Annotated in this window: 19 protein-coding genes, 3 tRNA genes and 1 pseudogene; 16 read left to right on the top strand and 7 right to left on the bottom strand. The window is 68.4% G+C overall.

The genetic code is table 11. The features are described from left to right. Positions 1-41 precede the first annotated feature (41 nt). Positions 42-1,478: an FGGY-family carbohydrate kinase gene (locus ACFY0O_RS14480; RefSeq protein ID WP_388946919.1), complete on the bottom strand. Its 1,437-nt coding sequence runs from the start codon at positions 1,476-1,478 to the stop codon at positions 42-44. A 40-nt stretch (positions 1,479-1,518) separates the two neighbouring features. Continuing rightward, positions 1,519-1,818 (bottom strand): YtxH domain-containing protein, encoded by a 300-nt coding sequence (locus ACFY0O_RS14475; RefSeq protein WP_388946917.1) that lies wholly within the window; start codon positions 1,816-1,818, stop codon positions 1,519-1,521. 146 nt (positions 1,819-1,964) lie between these two features. Here ACFY0O_RS14475 and ACFY0O_RS14470 point away from each other — a divergent pair. From ACFY0O_RS14470 to ACFY0O_RS14460, 3 genes are all read left to right on the top strand, one after another. Beyond that, a tRNA-Asn gene (locus ACFY0O_RS14470) sits at positions 1,965-2,037 on the top strand. Positions 2,038-2,042: 5 nt separating this feature from the next. Further along, a tRNA-Asn gene (locus tag ACFY0O_RS14465) sits at positions 2,043-2,115 on the top strand. Between the two features lie 185 nt (positions 2,116-2,300). Continuing rightward, positions 2,301-2,374, top strand: a tRNA-Ile gene (locus tag ACFY0O_RS14460). Between the two features lie 134 nt (positions 2,375-2,508). On the opposite strand, the pseudogene xerC reads toward ACFY0O_RS14460, so the two are convergent. Further along, positions 2,509-4,011: pseudogene (xerC, locus tag ACFY0O_RS14455) on the bottom strand (tyrosine recombinase XerC); the annotation flags it as partial. A 415-nt stretch (positions 4,012-4,426) separates the two neighbouring features. Between xerC and ACFY0O_RS14450 the strand changes: the two are divergent. From ACFY0O_RS14450 to ACFY0O_RS14435, 4 genes are all read left to right on the top strand, one after another. Further along, on the top strand, positions 4,427-4,690 hold the full coding sequence (locus ACFY0O_RS14450; RefSeq protein ID WP_388946915.1) for a helix-turn-helix domain-containing protein: 264 nt from the start codon (positions 4,427-4,429) through the stop codon (positions 4,688-4,690). After that, on the top strand, positions 4,687-4,923 hold the full coding sequence (locus ACFY0O_RS14445; RefSeq protein ID WP_388946913.1) for a hypothetical protein: 237 nt from the start codon (positions 4,687-4,689) through the stop codon (positions 4,921-4,923). The genes ACFY0O_RS14450 and ACFY0O_RS14445 overlap by 4 nt, the downstream gene beginning before the upstream one ends. Before the next feature lie 123 nt (positions 4,924-5,046). Then, positions 5,047-5,859, top strand: coding sequence for a hypothetical protein (locus ACFY0O_RS14440; protein ID WP_388946911.1), 813 nt, complete (start codon positions 5,047-5,049; stop codon positions 5,857-5,859). Continuing rightward, entirely contained in the window at positions 5,860-6,399 is a 540-nt protein-coding gene (locus ACFY0O_RS14435; RefSeq protein WP_388946909.1) for a hypothetical protein, read from the top strand. It begins immediately after the preceding gene. An 88-nt stretch (positions 6,400-6,487) separates the two neighbouring features. Here the strand turns inward: ACFY0O_RS14435 and ACFY0O_RS14430 are convergent, their stop codons facing one another. Both ACFY0O_RS14430 and ACFY0O_RS14425 read right to left on the bottom strand, forming a co-directional pair. Further along, complete coding sequence (locus ACFY0O_RS14430; protein WP_388946907.1) at positions 6,488-7,402, bottom strand: phosphotransferase enzyme family protein; 915 nt, start codon at positions 7,400-7,402, stop codon at positions 6,488-6,490. After that, a complete protein-coding gene (locus ACFY0O_RS14425) occupies positions 7,399-8,790 on the bottom strand; it encodes a helix-turn-helix domain-containing protein (RefSeq protein ID WP_388946905.1) in 1,392 nt (463 codons plus the stop codon). Before ACFY0O_RS14425 ends, ACFY0O_RS14430 begins: the two co-directional genes overlap by 4 nt. Positions 8,791-8,951: 161 nt before the next feature. On the opposite strand from ACFY0O_RS14425, the gene ACFY0O_RS14420 reads away from it, so the two are divergent. The 6 genes from ACFY0O_RS14420 to ACFY0O_RS14395 all read left to right on the top strand — a co-directional run bounded on the left by ACFY0O_RS14420 (position 8,952) and on the right by ACFY0O_RS14395 (position 12,888). Further along, positions 8,952-9,167 (top strand): hypothetical protein, encoded by a 216-nt coding sequence (locus ACFY0O_RS14420; RefSeq protein ID WP_388946903.1) that lies wholly within the window; start codon positions 8,952-8,954, stop codon positions 9,165-9,167. Continuing rightward, positions 9,164-9,328 carry a hypothetical protein gene (locus tag ACFY0O_RS14415; RefSeq protein ID WP_388946901.1) on the top strand — a complete coding sequence of 55 codons (165 nt, stop codon included), beginning with the start codon at positions 9,164-9,166 and terminating at the stop codon, positions 9,326-9,328. Before ACFY0O_RS14420 ends, ACFY0O_RS14415 begins: the two co-directional genes overlap by 4 nt. 219 nt (positions 9,329-9,547) lie before the next feature. Next, entirely contained in the window at positions 9,548-9,907 is a 360-nt protein-coding gene (locus ACFY0O_RS14410; protein WP_388946899.1) for a hypothetical protein, read from the top strand. A gap of 4 nt (positions 9,908-9,911) precedes the next feature. Next, positions 9,912-11,213, top strand: coding sequence for a radical SAM protein (locus ACFY0O_RS14405; protein ID WP_388946897.1), 1,302 nt, complete (start codon positions 9,912-9,914; stop codon positions 11,211-11,213). Beyond that, positions 11,210-12,091, top strand: coding sequence for a radical SAM protein (locus ACFY0O_RS14400; protein WP_388946895.1), 882 nt, complete (start codon positions 11,210-11,212; stop codon positions 12,089-12,091). Before ACFY0O_RS14405 ends, ACFY0O_RS14400 begins: the two co-directional genes overlap by 4 nt. Before the next feature lie 14 nt (positions 12,092-12,105). Beyond that, complete coding sequence (locus ACFY0O_RS14395; protein ID WP_388946893.1) at positions 12,106-12,888, top strand: hypothetical protein; 783 nt, start codon at positions 12,106-12,108, stop codon at positions 12,886-12,888. 62 nt (positions 12,889-12,950) lie between these two features. Here ACFY0O_RS14395 and aspS read toward each other — a convergent pair whose 3' ends face one another. Next, a complete protein-coding gene (gene aspS / locus ACFY0O_RS14390; RefSeq protein ID WP_388946891.1) occupies positions 12,951-14,267 on the bottom strand; it encodes an aspartate--tRNA(Asn) ligase in 1,317 nt (438 codons plus the stop codon). A 311-nt stretch (positions 14,268-14,578) separates the two neighbouring features. On the opposite strand from aspS, the gene ACFY0O_RS14385 reads away from it, so the two are divergent. The 3 genes from ACFY0O_RS14385 (at position 14,579) to ACFY0O_RS14375 (ending at position 16,777) form a co-directional block, all read left to right on the top strand. After that, positions 14,579-15,403 carry a creatininase family protein gene (locus ACFY0O_RS14385; protein ID WP_388946889.1) on the top strand — a complete coding sequence of 275 codons (825 nt, stop codon included), beginning with the start codon at positions 14,579-14,581 and terminating at the stop codon, positions 15,401-15,403. A gap of 61 nt (positions 15,404-15,464) precedes the next feature. Further along, positions 15,465-15,932, top strand: a complete 468-nt coding sequence (locus tag ACFY0O_RS14380; protein WP_388946887.1) for an NUDIX hydrolase — start codon at positions 15,465-15,467, stop codon at positions 15,930-15,932. 362 nt (positions 15,933-16,294) lie between these two features. Then, the gene (locus ACFY0O_RS14375) at positions 16,295-16,777 is read left to right on the top strand and encodes an NUDIX domain-containing protein (protein ID WP_388946885.1); all 483 of its coding nucleotides are present in this window, start codon (positions 16,295-16,297) and stop codon (positions 16,775-16,777) included. A gap of 469 nt (positions 16,778-17,246) precedes the next feature. Here the strand turns inward: ACFY0O_RS14375 and ACFY0O_RS14370 are convergent, their stop codons facing one another. Next, the gene (locus tag ACFY0O_RS14370) at positions 17,247-17,450 is read right to left on the bottom strand and encodes a GntR family transcriptional regulator (RefSeq protein WP_388947268.1); all 204 of its coding nucleotides are present in this window, start codon (positions 17,448-17,450) and stop codon (positions 17,247-17,249) included. Between the last annotated feature and the right edge of the window lie 606 nt (positions 17,451-18,056).

Genomic DNA, 18,056 nt, shown 5'->3' with positions numbered 1-18,056 from the left:
ACAGGGGTTGCGCACCGGGCGCGCCCTCTGCCCCGCGCGCCTCAGAAGGCCCCGGGGTGCAGCTGCTCCCGCGTGGTGACGTACTGCTGGCGCACCGCCTGCCAGGCCGCGAACTCCTCGTCCGGCTCGAAGACCTGCGCGGCCGGCGCCGGCCACAGCGGAGGCGTGTGCGGGGCGAGCGTGCCCTGCCGCACCCCCAGCGCCCACGCCGCCTGCCGGGCCGCGCCCAGCGCCGCGTAGTCCGCCGGCGCGGGCACGACGACCTGCGTTCCGAACAGCCCCGGCGCGGCGGCCTGCACGGCGGGCAGCTCGGCGGCCGCGCCCAGCAGGAACACCCGCCGGATGCCCACGCCCCGGTGCCGCAGCACGTCCAGGGCGTCCACCAGCCCGCACAGCATCCCCTCGAAGGCGGCCCGCGCCAGGTGCTCCGGCTTCATCGAGTCCCGGCGCAGCCCCGACAGGGTCCCGGCGGAGTGCGGCAGGTTCGGCGTGCGCTCTCCCTCCAGGTACGGCAGGAGTACGAGCCCGTGCGCACCCGGCGTCGACTTCAGCGCGAGCGCGCTCAGCCCCTCCAGGTCGGTGCCGAGCATGTCGGCGGTGCCGCGCAGGGTCCGTACGGCGTTGGAGGTGTTCACCACCGGCAGGTGCATGCCGCCGGCGTCGGCGAGGGAGGTGACCAGGCCGCCCGGCTCCACCAGGGCCTCGTGGTGCACGGCCATCACCGAACCGGTGGCCCCCAGCGAGACCACCGCGTCCCCGGGGCCCAGGCCCAGCCCGAGGACGGCCGCCGTGGTCTCCCCGGTCCCGGCGGAGATCAACAGCCCCTCCGGGGTCATCCCGGCGGCGTCGCACGGACCGAGCACCTCGGGCAGCAGCGCCTGGTGCCCGAGCGCCAACTCGACCAGGTCCGGCCGGTAGGAGCCGGTGGCCGCCGACCAGTACCCGGTCCCGGAGGCGTCCGCCCGGTCGGTGGTGCGGCGGGCGGGCCGGCCCAGCAGCTGCCAGACCAGCCAGTCGTGCGGGGACATCAGCACCGCCACCCGGCGCGCGGCCTCCGGGTCGGTACGGGCCAGCCAGGCGAGCTTCACGATCGGCTGCGCGGGGTGCGGGACCGAGCCCACGGCCGCCGTCCAGGCGGCCTTGCCCCCGAGCGCCTCGACCAGGTCGGCCGCGGCGACCTGCCCGCGCCGGTCGTTGCCGACCAGCGCGGGCCGGACCAGCCCGCCCTGCGCGTCCAGTGCCAGCAGGCCGCGCCGCGCGGAGACCCCGATGGCCTGGACGCCCTCCAGCAGCCCGCCGCCGGCGGCCTCGCCCAGGGAGAGCAGCCAGGCCTGCGGGTCGGTCTCGTGGGCGACCGTCTCGCCCGCGGACTGCGGATGGGGTGCGTAGCCCTGGCGCAGTACGGCGCCCGTGTCCGTGTCACAGACGACGATGCGAGTGAAGGTGGAAGAGCTGTCCAGCCCGGCGACTATCCCCATGCGGAGAATTCTGCCCCACCGGACGGCTCTCCCAGGAGGGTCAGGTGTTGCTGGTCCCCCACTCGTCCTCGTATCCCTGCCCCCGCTCCCGCAGCCCCGGCACCCGCCGCGCCACGGAGGCCGGCAGCGCGCCGCCCACCTTGTCGCCGACGACGGCGAAGGCCTTCCCGGCGAACGCCCGCCCGGTCTGCCCCGCCGTCTCGGCGGCGTTGCGCACCACCGGGTTCTGCGCGACGCGCCGCGCGGACTTCTTCATCCCCTCGTACCGCTCGCGCCCCGCGGCCGTTCCCACCACGTAGCCGACGGCCACCCCGGCGAGGAACGTGACCTTGTACCGCATGCCTGCCACCCTTCGTCGTGTCGGTGCCCGGCCGGCTGGCGATACCGATTGGCGGAGCACCCCCCTGCTTGCGCTAATCTATGACTCGCAACGGGCGCTCGCCCCCCGGCAAGGCCGGAGGTGGGCTGTTCGTGGCACCGCAGCAATCCCCTGTAGCTCAATTGGCAGAGCAGCCGGCTGTTAACCGGCAGGTTACTGGTTCGAGTCCAGTCGGGGGAGCGCGGTCCCCTGTAGCTCAATTGGCAGAGCAGCCGGCTGTTAACCGGCAGGTTACTGGTTCGAGTCCAGTCGGGGGAGCAAGAAGGGAAGAGGACCCGGTCGGGTCCTCTTTCTTTTTTGGCCCGGACCTGGAACCGGGCAGCCGTCAGCGCGGTCTCTCTGAACATGCGAAGCCGATCATGCGAGGCAACCGAAGCAGGAGATCGTATGAGCGGCTATGCTGCGGCAGACGGCGCGCACACATGTACGCGCCACGCCGTGAAGGGGCGGTAGCTCAGCCGGTTAGAGCAGCGGACTCATAATCCGTCGGCCGTGGGTTCGAGTCCCACCCGCCCCACCGCAAAGCTGGTCAGCAGAATCGTTTTGACCAGCAGACTTGGTGCCCCGCCCGGGCTTCTTGGGTTGGGGCACCTCGTCGTTCCGGGTCGTGTGCGTGAGCGATGCGTGAGCGCCAGTTCCGGAAGCGGCTATGCGCCGGGCCCGCGGCACGATCCGCGAGGCTCCCTCCGCCGCCGCCCTGTCCACCTGCGGCAGCAGACTCGTATACGTGTCCGAGGTCAGCGTGATCGTTGAGTGCCGCAGGGTCTCCTTGATCGTGTGGATGTCCCCGCCGCCCGCGTGCGTCAGCGTCGCAGCGACATGACGTAGATCACGCAGACTGATCGGCGGCAGATCGGTGGACCCCAGGATCCGCCGAAACGCGTCGGACACCGTCTCCGGATGCAGCCAGGACCCGTCCTCCTGCGTGAACACCTTTCCCGTGTCCCGCCACGCCGTTCCGAACCTCAGCCGCTCACGCCTCTGCCGCGCCCGATGTTCCCGCAGCGCCTCGATCGTGCCGCTGTCGAGGGCGATGGTGGCCGCGCTGCCGTCGGTCTTGGGCTCGGACTCGAACGCCTCCCAGTTGTCTACGACGATCTCCTTGGCCGGCGTCAGCAGACCGCCCTCCAGGTCCACGTTCGTCCAGTCCAGACCGACGGCCTCGCCGCGCCGCAGTCCGCGGAAGGCGATCACATGGAAGAGCGCGTACAGCCGATCGCCCTCCGCGGCATCGAGAAACACCCCGACCTGATCGGGAGTCCACACCATGACGGCACTCGGCTTCACACCGGTCTCGCGCCACCGCCGCACCCGCTCATCGGTCCACAGTTGCGCCTTGGGTCGTTTCCCGGACGCCAGCTCGACATGTGAGGCCGGGTTGAATGTCAGCAGTTGCTGGGCGATCGCGGCGTTCAGAGCCGCCCTAAGTGTCCGGCGGATGCTCTGCTGGGTCGCGGGCCCGGTGATCTTCCGAAAGGGCTTCATGGCGGCGAGCTTGGCCTTCTCCGCGTCCAGTCGCGCCCGCTCCGCCGCCGGGGGCCTGCTGTCCCTCTCCCACTTGCAGCGGGCGGCCTGCTCGCGACGAGCTGCGTTGTCCGAGGCGATCACCTCGTTCTCGAACGTGATGGCGTCGAACATGTCGCGCAGGTGCCCGACGTTCAGCCGGTCCAGCCGCACGTGCCCGATGCGCGGCTTGAGGTGGACGCGAACGTGGGTGCTGTAGCCACTGGTGGTGGTCCTACGGGTCTTCTTCCCTGCCAGCCACATGTCGAGCCAGTCGCCAACGGTCAGACGGGACGTGAGTTTCTGCCCGGTCGCGAACCGCCGCCGCGTCTCCTCCAGGTCCGGCAGCGGCCCCTTCTCGTCGGCCACCAGCTCCAGCAGCTCCGCGATCTGCCGCCGCCCCTCCTCGTCGTCCGCCTCCGGCAGCGCCAGCAGGGCCCGTATGTGGTCGAGGTCGGCCTGGGCGGCGACCTTCGTCTCGTACCCACCCCGGCTGAACGACCGCCGCTGGCCATCCTCGTGCGGCGGCAGCTCCTGCCGCACCGAGTAGCTACCGTGCCGCCGCTGCTTCAGCTTCGGGCATTTACTGCCGAGAGGCTTCCCCGTCTCGGCGTCCCTGCAATGGCAACGACGGTACGTCGAGCCCTTCATGAGTTGTCTCCTTGCTGGCTGTTCTGGGATATCGGCCGGTATCTAGCAGTGACTGAAGATGCCCCTATCTGACCCTGGGTGCCCTCACCTTTCCTTATTTTTCCTTGCCTTTCGAAATTCCGTGGACGCCATTTCGGTGGTGCGGTTTCAGCAGGGCGTGCGGGCCCTGTGGCGTTCCGAGGGGCAAGTCGCAGGGCCCTGACCTGCTGGAAGCGTCATCTGGGGCTGATCATAGGCAACGAACCGGCAAGGTCAAACCGCGACGAAATCGCTGTGTTGATGCCCTGAGCGCGGCACAGGCGAGGAGCCTAAAGGCGCCCATTCCTAACTTGGCGAACCGTGCGCTTCGCTACAGTATTATTCGCCTCTCGTTGCGGCCCCGGCTTAACGGCGGAAGTTTTGAATTCGGAAAAATATGGGCTACGTTCGGGCCATGATCAATGCCGACGTTCTGAGCCTTTCCCGCGTCCGGGAAGAGGCGATATCGGGTGCAGCGCGCCGTACTCGGCTGGCGGCTCGCTTGTCCCTCGCCGAGATCGCAGCCCTCTGCGAGGTCGATCCCTCCACCGTCTGGCGGTGGGAGCGAGGCAAGCGTGCGCCCCGAGGCGAGCCAGCCCTCAGGTACGCGCAGGTGCTGGGGGATCTGACGGCCCAAGTCTCAGGGGAGGCGAGTCGATGAGCGGGGCGCCCCTCACACGCGACGAACTGCTGGCACTGCCACCAGTGATCGACCTTGAGACCGCAGGGCGAGCCTTCGGGCTCAAGCGCAGCACGACTTACGACCTCGCCAGGCGCGGCGAGCTACCAGTCAGCACCCTGCGCCTCGGCAGGGCGCAACGCGTACTCACCGCCGAACTTCTCGAAGTCCTCGGCATCCAGCCGGAAACGGCCACCACAGCAGCCGCCGCATAGACCAGACGGCAGCACGGGGTGTGAACGACCAAGCCCGCCCCGCGCCGCCGCACAGGAGGTGCATATGACGAACCCTATCCCGCGTCCCGCCTGCCACTTCATCGTTACCGGGCGGGGTGACCGGTGAGCCTCGACGCCATGGACTGGGTCTGGAACCACTCTTCATCCCGAGGCCTCGCACGTATGGCCCTGTTGGCCATCGCCGACAAGTGCCCAGACGCGAAGTGCACCGCGTACGCCGGGACGACCATGCTCCTGCAGCGGACCAACGCCACGCGATCGGGCTTGCGAGCGGCGATCGACAATCTGATCAAGATGGGTGAGCTGGCCATCAAGGAGGAGGCCAAGGGGCCGCGCGGCGAGACCGTCTACCAGTTGCCGCTTGCGGTGGATCATGTTCGTGGACAGAAACAGGGGGCCTGTGAGAAGCCTGGGCCGCTCACAGACCCGGGTCGGCAAGAGGCCTCCAGGGGATCGGTCTCAGGCCCGGTGGGGGACCTGTCACAGGCCCGCAGGGGGCCGGTCACAGGCCCCCAGAACGCAAGGAACCAGAAACAACACAAAGAACAGCAGCCGCGCGCGACTTCCATCCGTTCCATGACCAGCGAACCCGTTCGCCAACTCGCCCTTGCGATGAAGGCCGAGGGACTGCCGGTCCACTGGAACCTCAGCCCCAGCGAGCAGCACGATCTCGAAGACCTCATCCAGCACCACGGCACACACGCCCTGGTCGAGGTCGTCGCCCGCCGCACCGCGCCAGGAGACGCTCCCAAGTCGGCCCGCTACTGGCTCCGGGCATGGGCTGATCTGGACCAGCGCACCTTCCCTCCAAATCTGACCACGAACGTCGTCCCACTCACCCAACCGACCCACAGCGGCCACACCGCCGCCCTCATGGGCGGACTCGCCCTTCTCACCCAGGACGGAGGCGTCTGAATGGATCTGCAGGAAGTGGCCGCGCTGCTCAATCACGCCGGCATGTTCGACAGCCGCCTGCGCCGCCTGATGTCCACGCATCACCAGGCTGCCGAGCTCATCCGGCCGTGGGGCGATGCGCTTGCCGGCGTTCCGGCGGTCCAGGATTCGGTCAGCTGGGACGCAGCCCGGGCCGTGGACCGCTTCTACGAGCAGCAAGGGCGCGACCGCACCGCGCAGTACCGATCCGTGGAACCGACCGACATCCTCAGCGCCTGGGCCCCTCGCCGCGCTGAGCTCCTCCAGCGACACATCGATCCCGTCCCGGAGGCCGACCCCGACGACACGGTCGCCTATTTGGCCGAGCTTCGGGCCATTCGCCATGCCGTTGCCGTCGGCCTCACTCCGCCGGTCGAGCAGCGCCAGCTGACCAGCACGCGACCGACTGCGGAAGTCGCGGCACGAGTGGCGGCTACGGGCAGCCCAATCCCTGCCGAAGCCCGCCGCGCACTCGCCCCTTACCGGGCGCTCCCCGTGCGACACGAAACCGTCGCCGCGTAGTGCCCCACACCTGGGCTCTTTGAACGTTTTCTCCTCTGCCCGTTTCCAGGTTGCTCCGCTGCTCCGTTGCGCGGGGCGGCCGAGCGGGCTACGGCACGGCTGTCCAGTGCCAAGGCCGTTGCCCTTGAAGGCCCTTCAGGCATTCGACTCGGTGCAGAGCCTCGCGGAGGACGTGCGGGTGGTCCGGGTGCTCCGTCGCGATCCGTGCTGAGTAGGCGGTCATGCGGAGCTCCCGGATGTCGCGGAGGACTTCGTACCCGTCCCAGGCGGTGACATCGACGCCGTAGATGGCGCAGAAGCCCTCGTAGTCGTCCAGGGTGATGCTGCCCGTAGAAGTGAGCTTCACAGCGGTGGACGTCAGGTCCCACTCCCTAGGGCCCGTGGTGAAGCTGTCGAGGTCGAGGAGATAGGCCGTGCCATCCTCGGCGGACGCCACGTTGCCGACCCAGGCATCACCGTGCAGAACGCAGGTGGAGAGGGCCGGGGTCTGCAGCAGCTGGAGCCAGGCTTCCTCCAGCCTGTCGGTGTACGCGTGAAGCCACGACGAAGTGGGACTGTCCAGAGCCTTCGCCTGGTTCAGCCTGGTCCGGATCTTGCCGAACGGCTCCAGGGGCTCAAGTTCGAAGTCGGGCTCAGGTAGCGAGTGCAGGGCCTTGAGGAGGTGGGCCATCTCGCTGACCGTGCCGTCACGGTGTGGGGGCAGTTCCTCCCAGATCGTCACAGCCCTGCCGTTGATGGTGACCGGCTGGTCGAGCCCGGGAGCGGGACGGACGGCAGGGATGCCATGACTGCCCAGCCAATTGGCGACCGCGATCTCGCGCTGGGCAACACGCGTACGCCCTGGCCGAGAGATCCGGGCCACGAGTTGCCCAGGGAGCCGCCATATCGCGTTCTCCGCGATTCGGATCGGCTCGGCATCCGCAGTGGCAAGGCCCAGTTCCAGGCAGGCGGCGAGTAGCGTGTGGCGGGAGAGCGTGACGCTGTCGGTGGGGGCGAGGGTCACGTTCTGATCGTCTCCTTGATGCGGTCGCGCAGCTCGGTCACCTCGGGGATCATCCGGTGGGCGGCGGCGACCTTCGCGAGGTGCCGTACGTCATCAACTGCCCGTCCCGAGTGTAGTTTGGTGACTTCATCGAGAGCCTGGTGCCCGATCAGGCTGGCCTCGGACGGGTCTCCGGAGGCCATGGTCAGGGAGGCCAGTCTCGTTCGGGAGAACACGCGGGAACGCGGGTAGGCGGCCGTGTGGCCTTCGACCGCGGTTCTGAGACGCTCCGCAGCTGCTTCGGGTTTGTAGCCGACCAGAGCAAGGTCATAGAGCGCATGGCCGGTGTCGCCGGCGTGCTGCGCGGCGTCATAGTAGGACATCCACGGTGGATCCTCGTGGGGCCTCGCCTGGGCGAATGCATCGTCGGCCTGGCCGACCGCCCGCAGCGTCGCCTGAACGTCCCCGGTCTTGGCCAGGGCGCGAGCCCTGGCGATATGGAGCATGGCGCGCTCAGTGCCGGTGAGCCTGTTCTCGTGTGCGAGTCCGAGTTCGGCGTAGGTGAGGCCGGAGTCCGCGTCTCCCAGCCATACGGATTGCCGCGCCCGGTACGAGTACACCTTGGCGCGGAGGTGCCACTGGCCGGCCTCCTCGGCGCAGGCGGCGGCGAAGGCGAAGACCCTGCGTGCGTCCTGGTGTGCCTGGGCGTCGAAGTCGGCAGCGCCGACGACCATCCCGAGGCGGGCCGCGGCGGCGAAGAGGGCTGGCCGCAGCGGTTCAGGGCAGGGGAGTTCCAGTAGGGCGGAGGCCCAGCGGAGTTGGGTCTCGGCAGCGGTGCGGACGATCCCGCCGCCTCCGTAGTGGTGATCCCACCCGGCGAGCACGGTCGCAGCGGCCTCGATCTGATCGATGTCCTGGGGACGGATCGTGGTGGGGAGCAGGGAGGGTTCGCTGGGTCTGATCAGGTGGGAGAGGGGCGTGCCTGCTAACAAGGCGGCGGCTCCGGAGCCGGCGAGGAAGGTGCGGCGTTCCACGTGTTTCCCGTCATCGGTGGTGCTCTCGGCCACAGGCAGCATGACCCCGGGAAAGCTCAGTGCACCCGCCGGAACCGGGGCCACGGCCGTGTTGTCCGCATCGTCGAGGACCTTGTCCACATCGCTGCCCGCGCGCAGGCACAGCCACTCCAGGATTCCCCCGGTGTCCAGCGCGCGGTCGAGGCGGCGGGCCAGAGCGAGGTCGCACGGGCGCTCAGCCTTCTCGATCTTGGCGATCAGGCTGCCGCTGACGTGGACGGCCTGCCCGAGCGCCTGCTGAGACAGCCTGCGGACCTTCCGCCAGTGGCGCAGGTGTGCACCGAACCAGTCCCGCGGTGACCTGGTCGGGTCAAGGTCTTTCGATGGCTGAGGCATGTGCGCTCCCTTCCCCCTGATGCGTACAGCGTGGCTGTACGCATCCACAGCTGGCCCCGTAACGGGGCCAGCACGCAAGGTTTCTACCAAGCGAACGACCCAACTGCCGCTGGTCTGGCGGCTTTTTCGGACAACCCAGCCCCGTCATGGAAGGCCGAGCCATGTTTCCGAGAGGAATAGCGCGCGTCACCCCGGTCCAGCGGGACGTCCAGTACGACCACGAGGCCGGCCAGGCGCGTCTGCCCGTCACCGTGCACCTCGACGACGGCACGACCGAGGTGACGGTACTCGTGATGACGCCGGCGCAGGTCGAGCTGCTGCACATCCAGACCGGCCAGGCGATCGACCGGCGCGAACGGGAGCTGAACCCCCGATGACAGGCCGGTCCTCCGACACGCTCGGCACGGCCCTCGCCTGGTTGTGGGCCCTGGGTACCGCCGCGGGACTTGCCGCCATCGCGCTCTCCGCAGCCCACGCCGCGTACGCCGACCAGGCGGCCCCCTCGTGGTCGGCACCGGACAGCACTCCGGAGAGCTGAACAGGTTTCCCTGCCCTCGCTGCGCTCTGTGACACGGCAGCGGCAGGGATGGCCAGCCCAGAGCCCCGCGGGCTTGGGGCTGCCCGATGCACAAAATCCGCAACGGTGCCGCTCGGCACCGGAGACGGCGCCACCAGCAGCACGTACGCGGGGCGCCGCCACAGCGCGGACCTCGAAACCGTCCCGATGGGCGGACACCTCCGATGAAGGAGCTCAGCCATGCCACAACCCAGGAAAGAGAAGCAGAACCACCTGATCTACGCGGACGTCGTGGACTCCAAGTCCAAGGCGGGCGTGTGGATGGGGGAGCGTGCCTCCTTCCGCGAGAAGCAGGGCCGCATCCTCGACGCGCTCAAGGACCGCACCGACTGGGTCGAGCTGACCGACGCGATCATGGTCATCAGCACCGAGCCCGCCGGCCTCACGGTCATCGCGCCCAACCCGACGCTGCCCGGCGTCATCGTCCTCTCCGACGGCGGCAGCCCCGCGGCCTCGGCCCGGCTCCAGGCCGACGCCGAGGAGCAGGTCCGCGCGGTCATGGGCGAGCTGGGCATCGCCGAAGAGGAAACGGCGGCCTGACCCAGTGGCCGCTCCCCTGCTGCTGTGGGGGAAGTACTTCCAGTACGACCGGGACGGGGAGGCTGTCCTCCTCGACCCGGTCACCCTGGACAGTGTGCTTCTCGACTCCGGCGAGGTCGCTGACCTCGCCGGAGTCTCCCCGACCGCGACCCATGAAGCCCTCGCCGGGCTCGGCTTCACCCAGGACGGCCCCGCCGCCGACCGCCGTGAAGCACTCCACAACCGCCTCGACGCTCTCGGTTTCGACCCGACACCGCAGCGGATCAGCGGGCTGCGGGTGGTCCTCACCGACCGCTGCAACATGGCCTGTACGTACTGCTTCGTCGACACCAACACCGGGAAGCCGGACATGACCGAGGAGGAGCTCGCTACCGGCCTGGAGTTCCTGTTCGAGCAGAACGCCGGCCAGGAGGAGGTGTCGATCCAGTGGTTCGGCGGCGAGCCGACGATCCGCTTCGACCTCATGAAGTACGGCGACGAGCTCGCCGACACCCTCGCCGCCCGCTACGGCGTCGCACGTGTCCGCCGCACCGTCGTCACCAACGGCGCCCGGCTCACGGACGAAGCCCTCGACCACTTCGTGCAGCGCGAGTACGGGGTCGGGATCTCCATCGACGGCCCGCCGGGGATCAACTCCGCCAACCGGCTCCTTCTCGGTGGCCAGCCCGCAGACGACCGGATTCGCCGCAACGTCGGCCGCCTGGTCACGGCCAAGGGCCTGCACGTCGGCTGCAACCTCACCCCCACGGCCTCGAACATCGGACGCCTGGCCGAGACCGTGCGGTGGATCATCGACGACCTCGGCCTGAAGTTCATCTACGTCAACACCCCCATCCCCACGGGGGGTGAGTGGAGAGTCAACGGCGCCGAGCTGGCTCGCGAGCTGTACGAGGCCCGGCTGACCGCGCTCGGCAGGGGCGGCATGCTCTTCTCGGTTCTCGACCGCGCGTTCCAGGCCCTCGACACCCGACGGCCGATGCTGTTCGACCACATGCAGGGCGACCGCAGCCTGAACGCCGCCCTGCTGCCCGGTAACCGCGTCAGCGTGTGCGACATCAACTTCACCGAGCCCTCGTTCCTCCACACCGTCGATGAGCTCCGCCAGAACCCCGGCCTGCTGGCTGCGGCGGCCAAGAAGGTTGCCCCGATCCCCGCTTGTGTCGACTGCCCGGCCCTGGCCATATGCGGCGGACCGTCCCGAAACGAGCAGGCCCTCATCAGCGGCGACACCCCGGACCCGCAGATGTGCGCCTTCTACACGAGCACCGTGTCCATCGCGGTCTGGGACAACACGGGGGTCCAATGAGCGCCGCCGCCCGTACTGCGCTGGTCTCGACGGCGGGCCACTGCAAGGTCGCCTGCGGCTTCTGCTTCCGCGCCGACCGCGCCCACGGCTTCCTTACCATCGACACGTACAGCCGCGCCCTGTCCCGGCTGAAGGAGACCGGGGTGGAGGGTGTCTGCCTGACCGGAGGCGAGCCCACCCACCATCCGGATCTCCGGCAGCTCGTCCGGCTGGCCCACCAGTTCGGCATGGCGGTGTCCATGGTGACCTCGGCCCGGACCGAGGCAGAGGTCACCGCCCTCGCGGAGGTCGAGCACCTGCTGGCCAACGTCACCGTCTCCGCCGATTCCGAGGGCGCGATGGCCCTCGGTAGGACGACCCGAACCGCGGCCTCCGCCGTTGCGACGCTGCGTGCCGTGGACGTCCCCGCGAAGGTCCTCCACCTGACCTACTGGGATGTGGCGGAGAAGGAGGTCGAGCACATCGCCGACCTCGTCGCCGGGACGGACATCGAGGTCCAGCTCAGCCCCGTACTCCTCAGCGCACAGGGCCTGCGCAGAGGCGGCGGGTCGCTCCAGGACTCCGTGGAGCGCAGGGAGGCCGACACGGCCGCCCTGGCCGGGCGCTTCCGCCTGTCCAACGCCTACCGGTCCTACCTCGATGATCTTCGCCGGATGCAGCTGTCCGACGACGAGGGCCACCGCTGCCGGTCGGCGACCCTCTACATGTCCGCCGAGGGTGAGATACGGCGCTGCCCCTACGGCTCGGACGCGGTCAACGTCCACGCCAGGCGGACCGAAATCAGGGGGTTCCTCGAGGCCCCGGCCAAGGATCGCGTCGGGCCCGACTGTGCTGCCATCTGCCGCCCCGCATCGCGCGCCTGCGCGGCGGCGGCCTGAGCGAGGGAGTCATCGTGCACCCGCCGGTCTCCGTTACCGACCCGCACAACTTCACCGCCTGCTGGAGGCAACCGCCGAACTTCCGCCTGCACGTCCCGTTCGACTACCTCTTCATGCCCGCCATCGACATCCTCGACCACATCCGCCGGGACGAGGAGGTCCGCTTCACGATCCTCGGCGACGAGGACTGGCAGGTCCGCATGGACCGAACTGCCGCCTTCCGGACAGCACCAGTCGAGGAGATCACCACCTGGCCCTTCCGCCTGGTGCACTTCAACCTCGCCCGGTTCTATGACGAACTCCTCGACGGCTTCCAGGACGAGGTCATGGTCCCCTGGCGCACATACCTTGCCTCCCAGGGATTCACTTGGCAGCGGTGCACGCCGATCCTCTTCCTGTCCTCCCAGGAGGCGGCCTCGACGTACCACAACGACAACTCGCACGGCCTCGTGTGGCAGGTCCACGGCACCAAGACCTTCCACAGCTATCACAACCCCGACAAGCACCTCACGGCCGAAGCCGCTGTGATCGGGGAGACCACCGCCGAGGAACCGCCGGCCCACGACGAGACGGATCGGCAGTCGGTGACCATGCACCCCGGCGACCAACTGTGGAGCCACGCCCTGACGCCGCACTGGGTGACCACCGAGTCCCCGCTCGCCCTCAGCGTCACGCTGTCTCACGGCGGCCTGTGCCACCAGGGACGCTACGCCGACCGTGAGCTGGCCCTGCGGTCCCACTGGGACAAGCACCCCGCTGAGGCGTGGACCCTCGACCTGGGCCACACCCGGTACTGAGCACCCTGTGCCGCTGCCCCCACCGCCAGACGGCGGCGGGGGCAGCGGCCGTACGAACTCGATCAGGGAGTCAGACGGTTCGGTCCGCGGAAGAGGAAGGCCGCCTCGCGGATGGAGTCCAGGCCGAGCATGACCATGAGGATCCGCCCGAGGCCGGCGCCGAGTCCGCCGTGCGGCGGGCAGCCGAAGCGGAAGATGTTCAGGTAGTCCTGCATCGGCTCGGTGCTCATGCCCTTCTCCTCCGCCTGCTTCAGCAGGACGTCGGAGCGGTGCTCGCGCTGGGCGCCGGTGGTGACCTCCAAGCCCTTCCACAGCAGGTCGAAGCTGAGCGTCAGGTCCGGCCGGTCCGCAGGGCGCATGTGGTAGAAGGGCCGGATGGTCGCCGGGTAGTGCGTGATGAACACGAACTCGTGGCCCGTGCGCTCCTTCATGTGCGCGGCGATCCGTCGCTCACCGTCCGGGTCCAGGTCCTCCTTCACCCTTTCGGGGTCCCAGCCGCCGGCCCGCAGGACCTCCTGCGCCTCGGCCATCGTGATCCGCGGGAAAGGAGTCTGGGGTACCGCCACCTCGACCCCGAAGACCTCCCGGATCCGCTCCCCGTGGACCTCGGCGACCTTGGCGATGGCGTGGGCGAGCATCTGCTCCTCGAAGGCCATCACGTCCTCGACGTCGTCGATCCACGACAGCTCCACGTCGACGCCGGTGAACTCGGTCGCGTGCCGGGAGGTGAACGACGGCTCGGCACGGAAGACCGGCCCGATCTCGAAGACCCGGTCGATGCCGGCCCCCACCGCCATCTGCTTGTAGAACTGCGGCGACTGCGCCAGGTACGCCGACCGGTCGAAGTACCCGAGCTTGAACACCTCCGCCCCGGACTCCGAGGCGGTCCCCATCAGCTTCGGGGTGTGCATCTCCGTGCAGCCATGCTCCATGGCGTACTCCCGCAGGCCCTGCTCAAGGGTCGTCTGCACGGCGAACACCAGCTGCGCGGTCTCCCGCTTGCGGACGTCGAGGAACCGCCAGTCCAGCCGGTGCTCGGGCCCGGTGTGCTCGTCGATCGGCAGTGGCGTCTCGGCCAGGTTCAGCACCTCGACCGACTCGGGGACGAGCTCCAGGCCGGCGAGCTTGACCTGGGCCGCGTCCACGACGCGCCCTGTGATCCGCACGGCGGACTCCGGGGTGAGGGACTCGAGCACGGCCTCCAGCGGGCCGCCGTCGCGCTTGTGGGTCACCTGGACCATGCCGGAGTGGTCGCGCAGGATCACGAACTGCATCTTGCGCTGCAGCCGGAGTGCGTTCACCCAGCCGGAGACAGAGACGGTCTGGTCGATGTGGCCGCGTAGGTCAGAGGTCAGAACGCGGCTCGTAGTGTGGATCATCGCAGCCCTCCAGGGGCGTCGTCATGATCCCTTGGGAGTGCGGGCGAGAAGGGAACTCGCGGTACCACCGCACTTTCGCCGCCACCCGAGGGCAGCAGCCTCATTCAGCCCTGTGACGGGGGCGAACCGGCGGGGCATTGGGCCAGGCGGCCGTTCCTCCCCGCGCTCAGGAGGGTCTTCACCTCGGGCGCGAGTCCGCCTTCCCAGCTACCGGCGGCTCTCTCTGCTCGCGTGATCTTCAGCTACTTGTCTCCGTCGACGCGTTGCCCCTGAGAATAGGGACCGCGCAAGAGCCCCGCAACGGAATCAGCGTGACGTCGCACGGCGTGATCGATTTTGCGACAACCCTCGCCGCGGCTGCCGCTGCCGACATCAGGAGTGTCATGGACCTGCTGCCGCTTGCCACCAGCACGGATGTCCAGGAGCAGCAGCCTGAGGTGGCTGTGCTGCCGGTCGGTGCCTTCGAGCAGCACGGCCGCTATCTGCCGCTGATCACCGACACAGCCATCGCGTGCATCATCGGCCGGGCGATAGTCGACGCCTACCGAGTGCACCTTCTCCCGCCGATCACGATGTCATGCAGTCATGAGCATGCTGCGTTCCCCGGCACCGTCAGCATCAGCGCGAAGACGCTGTACGCGGTGATCGAGGACATCCGGGTCTCCCTTGCCCACACGGGCATCCACAAGCTGGTGATCATCAACGGCCACGGCGGCAATTACGTCCTGTCCAACATCGTCCAGGAAGCGAACGTCGACGGTCCTGTCGTGTCCCTCTTTCCCCTCGGCGCTGAATGGGACCGCGCCCGCGCCCACGCTGGCCTCGTTTCAGACCGCCACGCTGACATGCACGCCGGCGAGGTCGAGACCTCCATCCTCCTCCACGCGGCACCCGAACTGGTCCGCGACGGCTACGCCAAGGCCGATCACGACGGAGGAGCACGCCCCTTCCTCCTCGTACACGGCATGACCGAATACACGACCTCGGGCGTCGTCGGGTACCCGTCCCAGGCCACCGCAGGAAAGGGCAAGGCACTGCTCGCGAACCTGGTGGAGAGCTTTGCTGCACACCTCGGCGCCCTTGGAATAGCCAGCGACGAGAGCCGACAGTCCCGAGTCAACCGTCAGCTTTCGTAAGCTGCACGTTGTCCAGGTCGTTGCGGGGCCCGGATACCCGACCACGAGGGGACCGGCACACATGGGCAGGACTGAGTACTACAACGATCCCGACGCACCCAAGGCCAACACCCTCATCCCGGCCAGCAACCTGCTCGTCGTCGACGACCGCGGCGCCATCCTGCTCCAGCGCCGCCGCGACACCGGCCAGTGGGCTCTGCCGGGCGGAGCCCAGGACATCGGCGAGACCGCGGCCCAGTGCGCGGTACGCGAGTGCTTGGAGGAGACCGGCATCGTCGCCGAGATCACCGGCTTCCTCGGCGTCTACACCAACCCGAACCACATCGTCGCCTACACCGACGGCGAGATCCGCCAGCAGTACGAGAACACCTACATCGGCCGCCCTGTCGGCGGCGAGCCCACGATCAACGACGAGGCCAACGGCGTCCGTTTCGTCCAGCCCGCCGACCTCGACCAATACGACATCCACGTCAGCATGCGCCAGCAGATCGGCGACTACCTCGCCGGCAGCTACCCCTACCTCGGCTGATCCTCGCGCGCCACTGCCGCGAGGAGCTCCGGCGAAGCACGACGGATGAATCGCCCCACGAGTCTGTCGGCTCCGTAACGGCCCACGATCTCCGCCACCCGCACATCGGCGGTATCCCGTTCGCAGGCGGGCGGCGTCGTCATGTCGCAGTACACGAGCGCATACACGAGCAGACACGCGTCGCAAGCGGAACTCGCGCGCCAGCACCTCCTTTAGCGCGCACCCTTCGGCCACCGATTCCCCCACTACTTGAGCTGTGAGCTTGTCACCGGCTACAGGCGCGGGACCAGAGGTCGGCCTTCCCATTTCCTCGCCTGCCCGCCCGAGGCTGGGCATCGGCACGGGCAGCTAGAGTCCGATTTGTGAGCGAGAACGAGCACGAAGCGAAGATGGCCCGCCCCCGCATGGCAGCCGGCGCTCTCTTCTTCGACGAAGCCGATCGAGTCCTCCTCGTCGAGCCGTCCTACAAGGACTACCGCGACATCCCCGGGGGCTACGTCGAGGAGGGGGAGTCGCCCCGACAAGCTTGTGTGCGTGAGGTTCAGGAGGAGCTCGGCATCACCCCACACATCGGCCGCCTCCTCGTCGTGGACTGGGCACCAAACCCGGGTGAGGGGGACAAGGTCCTCTACCTCTTCGACGGCGGCCGCCTGAGCACCGACGAGCGTCGGCAGATCGCCCTGCAACCGGACGAGCTCCACGGCTACGACTTCCACAACGCTGAGCAGGTAACGGCGCTCACCATCCCTCGCCTGGCGCGCCGAATTGCCGCCGCCATTCAGGCACGAGCGTCCGACCTGACTGCCTATCTGGAGCACGGGGAGCCGCCGGCAACGGGAACGTAACCAATCATCGACGGACGCTCTGGCCGACCGAGGGCCGTCCCCGCGCCCCCGCCTCGCGGAGGCAGCGGCAACCGCCCAACAAGCAGGCTCGGAACACAGCCGACGGATGAAGCTCCGGCATTGCTCCTACGGCGGTCAGGCGGTTCTCCCCGCGGAACAGGATCGCCGCCTCGCGGATGGAGTCCAGGCCGAGCACGATCATTAGGATCCGCCCCAGGCCAGCGCCGAGTCCGCCGTGTTGGCGGGCAGCCGAAGCGGAAGATGTTCGCGTAGTCCTACATGGGCTCGGCGCTCATGCCCTTCTCCTCTGCCTGCTTCAGCAGGACGTCGAGCAGTGCTTGCTCGCGCTGGGCCCCGGTGGTGACCTACTGGTGAAGGTAAGGAGGACGCAGCGATTCAGGGCCACCTCGCCGGAGGTGTGGACGCTTCAGCCAATCCTCCTGAAACTTCGATCAGCCTCTCTTCACGCTCAACCGGAGGAGGTATAAGGCTGTTCTCTCGAGACAAACGAGCCCAAACCCGGCTCCGTATACGTCAGCCCCTCCGTCCGGAGTGCGCGCAACGCCTTCTGTGCAGTGGCCGCGGCGATTCCAAACTCCTCGGTCAATTGCACTACTGATGGCACGCGAGAGCGCGGCGGGTACGTGCCATCAGCAATGCGTTGTCGCAGCACCTCGGCCACCTGTCGCCAGCGAGGAACGTCGGGGGCGAATTCGATCACAGCGCCAAGCTAGGCATGTAATCGGGCACCTGGCGAGCTGTAGCATGCCTAGCATGCTGTAGTCTGCCCGCAAAGGGGACCCCGCGATTGCGTGCGCGATCCGGGTCGGTCGCAAGGGAGCGGGTGGCATGAGGGGCTCAATCGACAGGCAGGCGCAGACGTCCCTGCCGGAGCCGCAACACAATGAACGTGAAGGGGTAGAAGCGGGCGCCCGCGATGAGCCGCAGATGCCTGCCCCCGTCGTGCCTAAGGGTGTACTCGTCACTGTCAGCCTTCCGTCGGCGCTCACCACATCCCGCTTGAAGCGCGGCGATGTCTTCGCGCTCCGGTCAAACGCCGACGAACACCTGACAGTCAGGAGCATTTCGCCTCATCCTGAGCTTGACCTATGGCTAATCATTACCGTCAGGTGCAAGAGGGTCCCGTTCACGCTGCATGCCCATGAACTCGTGCAGCCTGTGCGCATGCGGCGCACTTACCAGGTGGCGTGCCAGATGTGCGATGCAGCCACCACCGTGGACCTCGATCTGGTCGTCCATGGAGAACCGACGACGTGGG

This window comes from Streptomyces sp. NPDC001594, from assembly GCF_042893675.1.
GTDB lineage: Bacteria > Actinomycetota > Actinomycetes > Streptomycetales > Streptomycetaceae > Streptomyces.
Note: the sequence above shows the minus strand (reverse complement) of the source record. Positions and strands in the feature narration are given on the sequence as shown.